Source organism: Puia sp., assembly GCF_035546395.1.
Classification (GTDB): domain Bacteria; phylum Bacteroidota; class Bacteroidia; order Chitinophagales; family Chitinophagaceae; genus Puia.
Genome location: NZ_DASZXR010000002.1, coordinates 591,844 through 607,286 on the forward strand (window position 1 = coordinate 591,844; position 15,443 = coordinate 607,286).

Sequence of the window (15,443 nt, forward strand, 5' to 3'; positions counted from 1 at the left end):
TTAGCGATGAAAACAAAGAAAGCACAAACGCTGCTCCTGACCGCCGCCATAACCCTGCTCAGCGGGTTTCACGGTATAACACCCGCAAATAACCGACCGGCCGCTCTCCCGTCGTTAAAGGAGGTCTTCCACAATGACTTCCTCATCGGCGCGGCGATCAACGTCCAACAGTCCGATGGCCGCGACCTCCGCGCAGACTCGCTCATTCAAAGCCAGTTCAATACAGTCACCCCGGAGAATATCATGAAGGCCGCGCTGATCCACCCCGCCTGGGACAGCTACCGGTTTGAACCCGCCGACCGGCTCGTCGGCTACGCGGAAAAGAACCACCTTCGCATCAACGCACACACCCTCATCTGGCACAGCCAGCTGCCGCCCTTTGTCCGGAACATAAAGGACGCCGACAGTCTCCGCCGGTTCTTCGTCAACCATATCACCACCCTCGCGTCCCGCTACGACGGCAAGGTCTTCTCCTGGGATGTCGTCAACGAAGCGCTGAACGAGGATGGAACCCTCCGCAATTCCATCTTTTTGCAAAAGCTCGGCCCGGACTACATCGTCGAGGCCTTCCGGCTCGCACAAAAAGCCGCTCCCCACACCCAACTGTACTATAATGACTACAACATCGAAAGCCCGAAGAAACGGGCCGGCGCGATCGACCTCGTCAGGAAGATCCAGGCCGCCGGCGTACGCATCGACGCCATCGGCATCCAGGGACACTGGCATCTCGGCAAAGTTCCCTTCCGGGACATCGCGGAAAGCATCGACGCATTTTCCGCGCTGGGCATCAAAGTAAATTTCACCGAACTCGATATCTCCGTTTTGCCCAATCCACTCCCCGGCAACACCGCCGACGTAAACGCCGCCTCGGCCCAGGGCGGCAACACCCCAGCCAAAAACACGAACACGACGGCCGAAGCCCCGAACGCCAACCCCTGGCCCGCCGCCCTGCCGGACTCCATCCAGGACCAGCTCGCCACTGACTACCAAAACCTGTTCAAACTATTCCTCCAACATAAAAAACACATCGGCCGCATCACCTTCTGGGGCGTGGAAGACGGCGGCAGCTGGCTGAATAATTGGCCGGTCCGCGGAAGAACCAACTACCCCCTCCTCTTCGATCGCAACTACGCCCCCAAAAAAGCCTTTTACAGCGTCATCGATGCCGCCAAGCGGCAATCCGCGCAAAACGCCACCCCGCAACCCGGGCAAAACACCGCCCGACAACCCGGACCAAACGCCCACTCCCAACAGCCCGAACCAAACGCCGCCGACAACTACAACAGCGTACAGACCTACACCAACCCCGTCCTCCCCGGCGACCACCCCGACCCGACACTCTTCCGAATGGGCGACGACTTCTACCACTGCGGATCCTCCTTTCATTTCACGCCCTACCTGCCGATCTACCATTCAAACGATCTGATCCACTGGGAGATCATCAGCCGCGTCGTGCCTCCCAACGAGGCGTCCGGCTTCGTTCCCGACCGCCCATCCGGCGGCATCTGGCAGGGCGCGATCACGCATTTTGACGGCTCCTGGTTCATCTATTTCTCCGCCAACGGGCAATGGTTTTCCAAAGCAAACTCGCCTTATGGCCCCTGGTCGGCGCCGCAGCCCGTGCACACCAACCCCACCACCGGCAACCTCGGCTACGACAATTCGATCTTCATCGACGACGACGGCAAACCCTACATGCTGATAAAGAACGGTCAAAAGATCAACCGCATCCAGGCCATCGGCCACGACGGTCAACTGACGGACACCGTGATCAACCTCGACTGGATCAACGCCAACCTCCAATACAGCTGGGCCGAAGGCCCCGTCATGTGTAAACGAAACGGTTACTACTACTATTTCCCCGCCGGCGATGTCACCGGCGGCCAGTATGTCCTGCGCACAAGAAAGCTCACGAGCGACTCCACCGCCTGGGAAAGACTCGGCGATTTCTTCCCCCCCGTTACCGATCCCAACGAAGGCTTCCGCCGCCCCAACCATATCTCGGCGCCCCTCCAGCTGGCCGACGGCACCTGGTGGACCATCGGCCAGAGCTATGAAAAATATCCAAACGACGACTGGTCCGGCAGCGGCCGCCAGACATCTCTATATCCGGTGATCTGGGAAGGCGATCGCCCCTGGGGATTGGCCCCGACCACCCAGCCCATAACAAAACCCGATCTCCCCAACACCGGCATTCCCTGGCGAAGCATGCAGGGCGACGATTTCGATAGCGCAACACTCGGCCTGCAATGGCATTTTCTCACCCGCAAAGCCGCCGCAAACTATTCCCTTTCCGCAAGAAAAGGGTGGGTGAGGCTGACGCCCGACAGCGGCCGCACCCATCTCGTTCAAAAAGAGACCGCCCACTATTACACGGCCGTTACCCGGCTGCAATGGGATGCCGCCGATCCATCCGCCAAAGCAGGCATCTACCTGACTAACGGCAACCAGCACGTGGCGGCCCGGCTGTACGCCGGCAACGACGGCGGCAAACAGATCGTCCTGCAGCTGGACACGGCAAAACGAAGCCTCCCAAACAAGACAGGGAACACCCTCTGGCTGAAACTCACACGAAAAGGCCACGAGCTCACCGGCTATTACAGCGCCGACGGTACAAACTGGATCTCACTCGGCGCCCCCGTCAACGCCGTTCCGATCGACAAAGAACAACCCAACTGGAATTCCTGGGTAGGCGCCAGCATCGGCCTCTTCGCCGAAGGCCGCCCGGCTGATTTCGATCTTTTCACCGTCAAGGACGCCTTCTCACCCATCGAAGCAGCCGGGTACGCCAACTACTACGGCGTAAAAACGATCCCCCTGCCGGACAACAACGCAGGCGCACCCGGCAACGCCGCAACAGCAAGCAACGCCTCAACGCCCGGCAACGCCGCAACACCCGGAAAGGCCGTTACAAACACCTCCCCACAGGGCGGGTGGTTCATGATCTCCGGTGTGGAGACAGGCATCACGCATGCCTCCGCGGTCGAACTCACCGCTTTGGCTGCCGCCGCCGGCAAGCTCGAGATCTGGCTGGACGATATCCAACACGGCAAGCTGATAGCCACGGTGCCCGTGCAGCCGGTCGGCGATAAGAGACAGTGGAAAACTTTCCTGCAGCCGGTTACACGATTCCAGGGGCATCATGACCTTTTTATCAAATATCCAACCGGAGAGCCGGGCAAGATCATGATCCGCTCCATCCGGTTTGTAAAGTCCCACACTCAATAGCCGGCAAACGACTCCTGTCGGCTATAAATGTCATGTGGACAATTTACAGGCAGAAAAAAGCCGTTGATATTTCAACCGATTGCAAAATTATTTTTAGCTTTGATTGCCATAGTAAACATAGGCCCACGGCCGGCCGCAACAAAAACTAACGATTGTGCGAAAGATTATCCTGGTATTCTGCCTCTGCGTGTCGTACTCGCTGATCCATGCGCAGCAAGACGATTTGAATTTTGTGAATTTCAGCAGTACCAATGGCCTTTCCTCCAACAACATCAATTCGATAATAAAGGATCGCTATGGATACATGTGGTTCGCCACGGAGGATGGCCTCAACCGGTTCGACGGTATCAACTTCACCGTTTATAACCATAACGAGCTCGATACCAATAGCCTTGCCACCAATCAGCTGCAAACCCTTTATGAGGATCCCCAGGGTAACCTCTGGGTGGGCACCAATCGCACCCTATCCTTGTATGACCGGCAAAAGGACTGTTTTCATAATTTCAATATAGCCAACGGGACGGCAGTAAGAGCAATTTGCTCCGACAATGCAGGTCATCTGTGGATCGGTAGCTATGCCGGCCTGATCCTCTATGATCCTGTGCGCCATACCGCGAAACAGTACACGTCGGATTCCGCGGGTCCGGGCCATTTATTGTCCAATACCGTCATCAGCCTGTTTCTGGACAGTAAGGGACGGCTTTGGGTGGGTGGAAATACCGGTCTGTACCTTTATCAGGCTGCGACGGATAATTTCAAACGGTTTTCGAACGACCCCGCCGATCCGGCCTCCATCAGCGACAATGCCGTCAAGGCCATCACCGAGGACAACAATGGCCATCTTTGGGTTGGCACAAACGAAGGCGGACTGGACCTGCTGCTGCCGGATGGCATCCATTTTCGAAGGTTCAAATACAGTAAGACCGACCGGCAATCGCTTGCCAGCAACCGCATCTATAGCGTCAGGCCGGACAGCAACGGCGATCTCTGGCTGGGTACGGAAGAGGGATTGAACATTTTCGATCCGTATACGGCTAAAGTCCGCCGCATCACCGGTAACGACCGAAACAAGTATAGCCTTAAAGGCAGGGCGGTACGCAGCATTTATATCGACAGGATGGGCATTTATTGGGTGGGTACCGTGCAGGGCGGCGTGAACAAGTATGATAAGAATCTTGGATTTTTTAACCTGGTGCAGTACAACTCTTTCGATCCATACGGCCTCAGCTGCTCGAAGGTCACCTCGTTTGCGGAGGCGGACAATGGAGACCTGTACGTGGGTACCGACGGTGGCGGAGTCAACCTGCAGCATCGCAATACAGGCCTCTTCCAACACCTGCGGATCGCCGGCGGCGGCAAAGACAATGACCTGGCGGTCCTCGCGCTTCAACGGATAGGCAGCGAACTTTGGATCGCAACCTATCAACACGGCGTATATGTGTTGAATATCCCGGCAAAAAGCGTAAAGCACTACTCAAAAGGCGACGGGCCCAGCAATCTGCCGAGCGATGATATCTTTTGCATCAAAGAAGACCGGACCGGGCACGTCTGGCTCGGGACAAACGGCAAAGGCGTATGCATGTACGATCCCGCTACGCATATTTTTCACCGGTTTCCACCGGTGAATAGGGATGGTAAGTCCGGTAAATTGCTGTCGGCAGGGTTCATCCGCGCCATTGACCAGGATTCTGCGGGAAATATCGTCATCGGGACCGTAGGGAACGGCGTCGCTCTGTTTGATCCGGTGCACCATACCTGCCGCGTATTCAACCGGGCGACTACCGGCCTGCCCCTCGACGAGGCGATTTCGCTGTACGTGGACAAAAGCGGAATCATTTGGGCAGGTACGCCCAGCGGCGGTATTTGCCGCCTCGATCGAATCAATGATCGCTTCGCCAATTATTCGGAACGGAATGGGCTGGCCAACGCCGTGATCTATAAGATTCTCGAGGACGCGAACGGAAAGCTCTGGGTCAGCACGAACAAAGGGATCAGCTGTTTCGACCCGGCCAGGTCGGCGTTTAAGAATTACACCGCCGAAAACGGCTTGCAGCCGAGCTCCTTCATCCTTGGCGCCGGCTTCAAGACGAAGTCAGGGGAGCTGTATTTTGGCGGCATCGAAGGGTTTAACCATTTTTCGCCGGCCGCAATCAACGACAATAAAAATGTTCCCGCTATAGTGTTTACCGACCTGCGGATAGCAGGGCGGTCCGTGATCCCCGGCCAGGATGCGGCGATCAAAGAAAATATCTCGATGGCCGGGGAGATCAGGGTAGGGTATAAGCAAAACTTCTCAGTGGATTTTGCTGCACTCGATTATACAACGCCGCATGAGAACCGCTACATGTACCGGCTGGAAGGGCTGGACGTCTCCTGGAACCAGCTCGGACAATCCCGAACGGCTTCCTTTACCAATCTCTACCCCGGTACTTATAAGCTGGAGGTAAGAGCGAAGAATTGTAACGGAGCCTGGGTTACACCGCCTGCGATGTTGAAGATCATCGTTAAACCTCCATTTTATCTTACCGGGTACGCCTATGCCTTTTATGCGCTGCTCCTGGGATTGATCCTATGGGGTATCCGGTACCGGGGTATTCGCAAGCTCAAGAACAAATTTGCACTGGAACAGGAACGCCACCGGATGAAACAAATGATAGAACAGGAACGCCTGGAGGCCGAGCGATTGCACGAATTCGATCAGCTGAAGATCAAATTCCTCACTAACCTGAGCCACGAGTTCCGTACTCCCGTCTCCCTGATCCTGGGGCCGTTGGAGAACCTCGGCGAAACGGAAGCAGACCTCGATAAGCAACGGCAACTCACGATGGTGAAGCGAAATGCGCGGAGATTGCTCAATCTCGTAAACCAACTGCTTGACTTCCGCAAGCTCGAAGAACACGAGCTGAAACTCAACTGCACAAAGGGCGACATCGTCGCCTTTGTTAAGGACACGGCGGAATCTTTTCGGGATATTGCCGAGCGCAAACACATCCGGTTCACGTTCAAAAGCCAACTCGGGCATTTCCCGACCCTATTCGACCGCGACAAGATCGAGCGGATCGTTTTCAACCTGCTCGGAAATGCGTTCAAGTTTACCGGGAAAGATGGCGAGGTATTGCTCGAGATCAGGCATGCGGAAACTTCAGGCGATGTCGTGATCCTGGTTTCCGATACCGGCGTCGGTTTGTCGACGGAAGAACAGAGCCGGATATTCGATCGTTTTTTTCAGGGAAACACCAATATCGGCGTAATGAACCAGGGCAGCGGTATCGGGTTGTCCATCACAAAGGAGTTCGTCAGGTTGCACGGCGGGACGATCTCGGTGGAAAGTGAACCGGGCAAAGGCAGTGTCTTTATTGTTTGCCTGCCGCTTGAGCCACTTCAGGCGCCGGTGCTTACAATAACCGACCCCCATTGCGACCGCGAAACGATGCCGGTATCCATACAATCTACCCCCACCGTCACATCCCCTCTTGATCAGCTTACTGTACTGCTCGTCGAAGACAACGATGATTTCCGGACCTATCTCAGGGATAATTTGAGATCCTGTTATAAGATCATAGAGGCCGTCGATGGCAAAGATGGCTGGCAGAAAGTCATCTCCCGTCATCCCGACGTCATCGTGAGCGATATCAGTATGCCGAACATGGATGGGATCGAACTGAGCCGGAAGATAAGGGCCGATAAGCGGGTGAGCCATATCCCGATCGTCCTGCTCACGGCGCTCACGGAGAATACGTATCAGCTCAAGGGCCTGGAGACCGGGGCAAGTGACTATCTCACCAAACCTTTTCCCTTCGATATACTCAATATTAAGATCCGAAACCTGGTATCGCTCAACCAGCGGTTAAGAGAAACCTACTCCCGCCGGCTGAACGTGGAGACGCCCGTGGCGGCCGTACAGTCCGAAGACGAAAAATTAATGCTGAAGATCACCCGATATATTGAGGCCAACCTGGATACCGCCCAATTATCCGTCGAGGAGCTAAGCAAACACGTTTATATGAGTCACGCATCGCTGTACCGGAAGATCGTCGAACTCACCGGCGAAACCCCGGTGGAGTTTATCCGCTCCGTGAAATTGAACAAGGCCATCGACCTGCTGGAAAGAAGCGATATGAAGATCTCGGAAATAGGGTATGCCGTCGGTTTTACGACGCCCAATTATTTCACGCGCGCGTTCAAGGCAAAGTTCAATCTTTCACCGTCCGAGTATGTGTCTTTGAAACGCAAGCAGGTAGGTTGAACCCTCTATTGTCCTGGAAAGCGATCTCATAATGCGGGCGCATCTCAATTTTCTGATTATCATAGTATTAACACCGATAAATGCAGGCGCGATTGACGAATTTGTGCTAGCAATTGCAAAATCGGGGCAATGGTTTTAAATCGGTTGCAAATAGTTTTGAGGGGGTAAATTTAAAACTCTCGCTTATGACGATTGCAACCAGCATGAGATGTCTTCTCAGTAAGAAAAAAGCAGGGACCTGGCTCATCGCACTTTTGATGTTACTAGGCCCAACTGCGCTAATGGCCCAAAATAGGATAACGGTAAGGGGCCGCGTTTCCAACGAAAAAAATGCCCCCGTTCCGGGCGCGACTGTAGTCGTAAAAGACCTCAAAGGCGGCGTGACCACCGATTCCAGCGGGAACTTTTCGCTCTCGGCCCCCGCCAAAGCCACCTTGCTGATCTCCTCGGTTGGCTACGCTTCCACAGAGATCAAGGCTCGCCCGGGTTTTATCGATGTGACACTTAAACGGGGCGAAAGCAGCCTGGATCAGGTCGTCGTGATCGGCTATGGCACCCAGCGAAAAAAAGATGTTACAGGTTCAGTCGCCTCCATCAGCGGAGACGTGATGAACCAGGTTCCTGCAGTCGACATTTCCCGTGCCCTGCAGGGGCGTTTGCCCGGGGTCGAAATGCAGCAAACCTCCTCCAAACCCGGCGCCGGTATGCAGATTCGCATCCGCGGTACGCGTTCTTTGAACGCCACCAACGACCCACTGATCGTCCTCGATGGCATCCCCTTTATCGGGAATCTCAGCGATATCAGCCCGGCCGAGATCAAAAGCGTCGATATCCTAAAAGACGCCTCGTCGACCGCCATTTACGGTTCCCGCGGCGCTAACGGCGTCATATTGATCACGACCAACAAAGGGTCGGCAGGTCAAAAAGCCCGGCTGACGTACAATGGTTATGCCGGTCTGAAAAAGATCTGGGGAGAATATCCCATGATGAATGGACCGCAATTCGTCGCGCTGCGGAAGGCAAACAATGCAACGCCCGGCGCCTCTATTCACGTCAATACGCTCGACGAGAATGATAACGTAAACACCGACTGGCAAAAGCTCCTTTTCCAAAAAGGGTATGTCACCAACCAGGACCTCGGGATCTCCGGCGGCACCGAGAGGGGAAATTACAGCATCGGCTTCAACTATTTTAAGGACCAGGGCGTCATTCCGCTGCAATACTATGAACGGTACAGCCTGCGCACCGCACTCGAACAGCGGCTCGGCAACCTGTTTCGGATCGGGCTGACAACGAACAACTTTTATACGAATGCACATGACATGAACCTGTCACCCTATTCTACCCTCAACCTGTCGCCGATCATCAATCCCCGTAACCCCGACGGCTCCTGGAAGAGCGTCGTAACCCTCAACACCTCCGGCCCGAATTGGGCATATACTGCCCATGCGTTGAAAGGACTCGGGGACGCCTACATCGACCTGGATCGCGGTTTTACGACCAATAACTCCATATTCGGAGAGATCAGCATTCCGGGTGTAAAGGGTTTGAAATACCGCGCCAACCTGGGTTTATACTTCCACCAGGACGACTATGGTTCTTATACCGGGCAAGGGGTCTTCAGCGGAACAGCGACGTCGCCATCCAGTGCTAACATCTCCAATACCAAGCAGATCGACTACACGCTCGAGAACCTGTTGACGTATGATCGCAGTTTTGGAACCAAACACAAGATCAGCTTTGTGGGGTTATATTCGGTCGAACAGAATACAAAATGGGCATCCGCCGAGTCGGCCACCCATCTGCCGTCCGATGCCTTCCAGTTCTATAATTTGTCCTATGTCCTGGCTGACCAGGGCGGAGCCTCGGCTGTCGGCAACGGTACCTATGCGCAATATGGCTTGTTGTCGTACATGGGCCGCCTGATCTACACATACAACGACCGGTATATCCTCAGCGCTGCATGGCGCGATGACGCCTCCTCCGTACTGGCTGCCGGGCACCAATGGCACTCCTATCCGGCCCTTTCCGCAGGCTGGAACATAAAGAACGAGAACTTCATGACGGGCGCTTCATTTGTAGATGAGCTTAAGCTGAGAGTGGGATATGGGGAAACGTCTAACCAGGCCATTAGCCCTTATCAGACCTTGGGTGCGTTAACAACAAGCCCGGACAATTTTGGGCCCTCTGGATACGCCATGGGTTACTATGTTACCCAACTCCCCAACCCGGCACTCGGTTGGGAGTTCTCAAAGACCTGGAATTACGGTGTCGACTTTGCCCTTTTTAACCATCGCCTCACCGGTACGGCCGAATATTACACGGTCAATACCAGCAATGTATTACTGAGCGTTGGCCTTCCCACGACTTCGGGCGTCAACAGCTATACGGCCAATATCGGCGCCACCCAGAATAAGGGGGTCGAATTGTCCCTTAACGGCGTGATACTGGACAATCGTAACGGCTGGAGCTGGGATGTCGGCGTCAATATCTACAGCAACCGGAATAAACTTGTTCGTCTTTACTCGGGCGATCCCTATGATAAAGGCAACCAATGGTTCCCTGGCCATCCTATTAATGTCATGTACGATTATAAACGCATCGGTCTGATGAGCTATGCCGACAGCGCGAGCGGTTATTTGCAGGCGGCATATCCGGGCGGCAACGTAGGAATGATCAAGGTAGCCTACAACAGGAATGACACCTCCCTGCATTTTACGAAAGGGGTTCCCAACCGGAAGAATCAGGCCGGAACCGCTCTGAACAACGACGATCGGCAGATCTATGACATGCAGCCCGATTTCGAAGGCGGATTCAACACCCGGGTCGGGTATAAATCTTTCGATCTGGCCATTACGGGCATCTTCAGGAGCGGTGGTACCCTGGTCAGCACGCTTTATTCGGCAGGCGGGTATCTCGATAACCTGAACACAAGGTCGGGAAACAACGTAAATATTCCCTACTGGACACCTACAAACAGCCATGCCGGCGATTTCAACACATTCGGCCCGCGGCCGGGCGGTGTAGGGGGCGACAACCCTGCCTATGGAAGCACCCTGGGCTATTTCAGCTCGTCTTTCCTGAAGATTCGCACCATCAGCCTGGGCTATAACTTCGATCAGAAATGGTTAAAACGCAGCGGCATTGGCGGCATGCGCGTTTACTGCACCCTGGAGAATCCGTTTGTCCTGTTTTCGCCCTACGAAAAATTCTCGCATATGGATCCCGAAACCAACTCGTATGGCGATCAGAATGCTGCCGTGCCGCTGGCTGCCAACCTGCACCGCATTCTTACCATCGGCACCAATACCCCTTCGACCCGTAATTATGTTCTCGGCTTAAACGTAACATTCTAAAAAGAAATCAAATGAAGCGAATACTGATCAATATATGCATGTGCGCAGGGACCCTGGGTCTGCTCATGAGCGGCTGCACAAAAGTGCTGAAGGAGACGCCCCGTGCCACCTTTACCCCGCAATACTTCCAGACCCAAAACGGTGTCGTCGGTGGCCTCACAGCCTTATATGCCCACCTCCGCAATATCTATGGGAATGCCTACTATTGGAATATGTGCCAGTGCGGCACCGACGAGACCACCTGGGGACAAAGCGGCGGCAGTGGCAGTAATTTTCAGGCGCAGGACTATTCCGTGCCGGGAGTCCATCCGATCCCGACGTTGAGCGATGCCGGTCAGCTTTGGGGAAACACGTTCCCTTACATCAACACCGCCAGCGGCGTAATTCAATACGGGCTCGCGGCAAAGGTTTCACCCGCCCTGTTGGCCGAAGCGCATTTTTTTCGGGCACATGATTATTTTTTGCTCGTACAGACTTTCGGCGGCGTCCCCCTGGATCTCGGTTCCGGCAGACTGAAGTTCAACACTTCGACGGCTCGCGGTTCCGTACGCGATTCGGTGTCCATCGTATATACCAAATGCATCTTTCCCGACCTGGACACGGCCGTTGCTAACCTGCCGTCGACGCAACGGGTCGTAGGCGCGGTTACCAAACAAACCGCCCAGCTGTTCCTCGCCAAAGCTTACCTGACCTACGGTTGGTGGCTCCAGAATCCCAACGCCATTCCCTCGTACCCGGTCGAATCGGGGAGCCCAAGAACGGACCCGGACGGTCATGATCCCAGCTGGTATTTTCAACAGGCTTACAATATTGCGGTCAGCGCGATCGAAAATCCCGGGCCGTTTGGCTTACAACCCACTTACTACGATGTGAATGTTGCCACAAACGATTATAACAACGAATGCATGTTATATTCCGACCATACCCAGCAAAGCACCCAGTACAATGTAAGCAGCCTGACATACGGCGCCGGCGGCACGCCGGATAACTGGTCGGGCTGGTTCCAGACCTGGTCTTACCCGACAATCACCAGCTCCAGTTCATCAAGCTCCTGGAGCGGGGTGAATTCCGTCCAACGGGCCTCGGTGCAATGGGGCGGCCGGCCCTGGGTCCGGAATGCGCCGCCGATCGAGGTGTTTACGAAGACCTTTGCCGATAAGACCGATGATTCACGCTACGACGGGACCTTTACGACCGTCTACCGCTGTAACATGAAGGAGGCCGGTTTGCCCTATTCGCAGCTTTACAATGCCAACGATCTGCCCATATCCGAGGGTAGCGCGGTCCTTAGTTTCCTGAACAACGACACCGCCGGCATAGACTATTCCAACAGTGTTTATAAAAGCAGCGTCGGAGCCGGTGTCCTTCCCGGGCGGGCCGACTATGTCATAGCGCCAAGTGCCTTCAACCGCATCGTTTATCCGGGCATCTGGAAGCTCGGTCCTTATCGCACGGACAATAACGGCGGTCTCGGAAATCCCAACGCCGGCAGCACACGGCCTTACACCGGCGCCAAATTCTCTGAACTGTTCTTTATCGCAGCCGAAGCCGCCGTAAAAGGAGCGACTACCACCGCGGTAACTGGCAAATACGCAAATGACGGAACGCCCGCCGGCCTGATCAACGTTATTCGCGCCCGGGCAGGAAAATGGAAGTTCAGTAACGCGCAAAACCAACCTTACGTCGCGGATTTCAGCGCACAAATGGTGGCTGCGACACCGGCTACGATCACCGTAGGGTATATTCTGGCGGAACGTTCCCGGGAATTTTATGGCGAAGGATATCGATTCTACGATCTCGTTCGCACCCAACGATTTGGCATGGACAACCAGGAAGGATACAATTATGGCACATACACTATCGGCGGGATAGCCTATGGCAATCATACACCGATAGTCAATACACGCACCATAACGCCGCAGCTCTACCTGCAACCTATTCCACAGGGGCAAATCGACGCGATGGACCTTTCACCTGCGGCAAAAGCGGCCTACCAGAACCCCGGATACTAGCAACTTTGCATTAAATCAGGTATTCGGACAGGGGGATGATATTCATCCCCCTATTCTCTTGCCTTGCTGCACCCCGCATGCTTGCGCTGCAAACTGCTGATCGCTTCGAATTCTCCGGCCAGCCCGCCACTTAGCCTTTCGAATACGTCGAAATAATCGGCATAGACGGCATGATGCTGTTTATCCGGGGAAAAAACATCCGGCAGCTCCACTGTCCGGGCCGCCTCGTCCAGCGATGGAAAGATGCCCATCTCCGTCGCACTCAAAAGGAAGGCGCCGAAGCTTACGCTATGCGATCGTTGCCGCGTACGCACCGGCCGGTTGAACATATCGGCCATCATCTGGGTCCAGAATGGCAGCACTCCAAAACTGCCGTTGACCGAGAGGCTCTTGATATCGCGCTGCTCACCCAGTATCTTCCCGATACTATACATCTCATACAGCACCCCCTCGATAGTGGCCCGTATAAAGTGCTGCCGTTCATGCTTGATATTAAGCCCGAAGTAAGCTCCCCGCGCATCCGCATTCCATATCGGCGCCCGTTCCCCGAAAAGATAAGGCAGGAACAACAATCCGTCGGAACCCGCCGGTACCTTGGCGGCCTCTTCGATCAACAACTGCATGCTGCTCTCGATATCGTATGGATTGGCGAAGTCCCCAAACTGCCGCGTGAACCACTCGAAGATATTCCCCCCGTTGTTGGTCGGACCACCCGATACATAGCAGTTCTCCGTCAGCAGGTAGTTGAAGAAGCGCATTTGCTCGTCCTTCAATACCCTCGGCCCCATCACTCTTACCGCACCGCTGTCCTCGATGGTAATGGTTGCCTTGCCTTCACCCAGCACCCCATCCCCAAGAGTAGCCATACACCCATCGCTGGACCCGATGAGGATCTTGGTTTCCGCCGGCAGGTTCAACGATTGCTGATAGGCCTTTTTCAACCTTCCCGCCGGGGTGAAGATGGGCGCCAGGTCGGGCAGCCTGTCGGGCGTGATGCCCGCATAGGTCAGCGCGTCCTCCTCCCAGCGGATCGCATGGATATTCATCAGGCCCGTCGCCGAGGCGATGCTGTAATCCACCTTGTACTCTCCCGTGAACTGGTGGATGATATAGCTCTTGATCGAAAGGAATTTGGCCGCGAGCGTGAAACGCTCTTTATCATGGTGCCGCATCCAGGTTATCTTCAACAGGGGAGACATGGGGTGAATGGGCGTCCCCGTAGCCGTGTACAGGCTTTTGCCAAGCAACGAAGCCCGCAATTCCTGGGCTTCCTTCCTGGCCCTGTTGTCGGCCCAGGTAATGGCATTGCCCAGCGGGTTGCCATTCCTGTCGACAGCCAACACGCTGTGCATGGAGGCGCACAGGCAAATGGACGCCACTTTGTATTTCTTCGGATGTATATACTCGTTGAGCAGGTTCTTCAGCAGGTAGAGCGTCGTAATGAATATCTGCTCAGGGTCCTGTTCGCTGTAATCAGGTTCCGTGTGAAAGGTGGGGTGGTGGCCCTTCATCGAACCGATGACCCGCCCCTCGAGGTCGAAGGCAAAGACCCTTACCCCGTTGGTCCCTAATTCAATGGTGATGATGCATTCCATGTTGACATTATTGGTTACGCAAATGATTTTTTCTGAACTCACTGGGTTTATACCCCGTAAGCTTTCGGAACGTCGTTGAGAAATGCTGGGACGAATAGAAACCCGTCTCCAGCGCAATCTCGGTGACAGGGATCTCCGGCTGCTTCAACAGCTTGATCGCCTCCGAGATCCGGATATTGATGAGATAGTTGATGGGCGAAAAACCGGAATAGCTCTTTACCCGTTCGTTGAACAGCGTGGTGCCGAGGCCTACCAATGCTGCCATTTCCTCCACCGTCCATTGATGCGCCAGGTTGCGCCGCAGTATCTCCTCGAGATGGAGGAAGGTCTTCGGAAAGTCCCTGCCGGAATGATGCTGCCTGGTCATTTGCCGGGTCACCTGGATCAGCAGCTCGTCCACCTGGTGATTGACCCTCGCCTGGTAGCCTATCTCCTGGCCGGATAGTTCCGTATAGATGCCTTTGATTATTTTTCCCACATCGGGGAACCGGGGCAGCACGGGTCGCCTGTTCAACGCCAGGATATTGCCTATCGCAACACCTTCCGTATCGGCAAGCCCGCTCCATTTGCCCGGCTGAAGCCCACCGCCATCCTGTTTTTGTACCGCTATATGTATCCAGGAAAAAGCGCCGATATCCAGAACGCTGTTTTCGCTGCCCAGCAAAACATCGGGCAGAACAAGCGCACTGTCACCCGGAAGAAGTTCGTACGAAGAGTTACCGATCTGCCATTCGAAACGGCCCTCCAGGACGCAATAGATCCGAAGCCCCTCTGTCGCAGTAGGGAGAAAAGTGTTGAGTTGGATACAGCCATTCTTTTTTATACCCACTTCCAGGATATGCGGGAACAAGCGCAGTTCCGCCGACCTGCCGTACTGTAGGACAAACTGATTCATATGGCGCTATAAAGAAAGCGAATTTATTGGTCAGGGATGTACAAAATTCAACATTGTTCTATTTTGGAAGTTTGATCCGGGAATACCGGCTAATTTGGCGGCCTAACGATT

Annotated in this window: 6 protein-coding genes; 4 read left to right on the plus strand and 2 right to left on the minus strand. The window is 54.7% G+C overall.

Annotation, left to right across the window (positions count from 1 at the left end; all coding sequences use genetic code 11):
• Positions 1-6 precede the first annotated feature (6 nt).
• The 4 genes from VHE34_RS03590 (at position 7) to VHE34_RS03605 (ending at position 12,842) form a co-directional block, all read left to right on the plus strand.
• Positions 7-3,228, plus strand: a complete 3,222-nt coding sequence (locus VHE34_RS03590; protein WP_325584667.1) for an endo-1,4-beta-xylanase — start codon at positions 7-9, stop codon at positions 3,226-3,228.
• Positions 3,229-3,382: 154 nt separating this feature from the next.
• Entirely contained in the window at positions 3,383-7,474 is a 4,092-nt protein-coding gene (locus VHE34_RS03595) for a hybrid sensor histidine kinase/response regulator transcription factor (protein ID WP_325584669.1), read from the plus strand.
• A gap of 185 nt (positions 7,475-7,659) precedes the next feature.
• Positions 7,660-10,830, plus strand: a complete 3,171-nt coding sequence (locus VHE34_RS03600) for a SusC/RagA family TonB-linked outer membrane protein (protein WP_325584671.1) — start codon at positions 7,660-7,662, stop codon at positions 10,828-10,830.
• Between the two features lie 11 nt (positions 10,831-10,841).
• Positions 10,842-12,842, plus strand: a complete 2,001-nt coding sequence (locus VHE34_RS03605) for a RagB/SusD family nutrient uptake outer membrane protein (RefSeq protein WP_325584673.1) — start codon at positions 10,842-10,844, stop codon at positions 12,840-12,842.
• Positions 12,843-12,892: 50 nt separating this feature from the next.
• Here the strand turns inward: VHE34_RS03605 and VHE34_RS03610 are convergent, their stop codons facing one another.
• Together VHE34_RS03610 and VHE34_RS03615 are read right to left on the minus strand one after the other, a co-directional pair.
• A complete protein-coding gene (locus VHE34_RS03610; protein ID WP_325584675.1) occupies positions 12,893-14,437 on the minus strand; it encodes a gluconokinase in 1,545 nt (514 codons plus the stop codon).
• Between the two features lie 7 nt (positions 14,438-14,444).
• Positions 14,445-15,332: an AraC family transcriptional regulator gene (locus VHE34_RS03615; protein ID WP_325584677.1), complete on the minus strand. Its 888-nt coding sequence runs from the start codon at positions 15,330-15,332 to the stop codon at positions 14,445-14,447.
• Positions 15,333-15,443: the final 111 nt, after the last annotated feature.

What these genes read in the sequence shown, in the direction of transcription:
- VHE34_RS03615 (WP_325584677.1), bottom strand. Translation starts at nt 15,332, where the DNA reads ATGAATCAGTTTGTCCTACAGTACGGCAGGTCGGCGGAACTGCGCTTG.
- VHE34_RS03590 (WP_325584667.1), top strand. Translation starts at nt 7, where the DNA reads ATGAAAACAAAGAAAGCACAAACGCTGCTCCTGACCGCCGCCATAACC.
- VHE34_RS03610 (WP_325584675.1), bottom strand. Translation starts at nt 14,437, where the DNA reads ATGGAATGCATCATCACCATTGAATTAGGGACCAACGGGGTAAGGGTC.
- VHE34_RS03600 (WP_325584671.1), top strand. Translation starts at nt 7,660, where the DNA reads ATGACGATTGCAACCAGCATGAGATGTCTTCTCAGTAAGAAAAAAGCA.
- VHE34_RS03605 (WP_325584673.1), top strand. Translation starts at nt 10,842, where the DNA reads ATGAAGCGAATACTGATCAATATATGCATGTGCGCAGGGACCCTGGGT.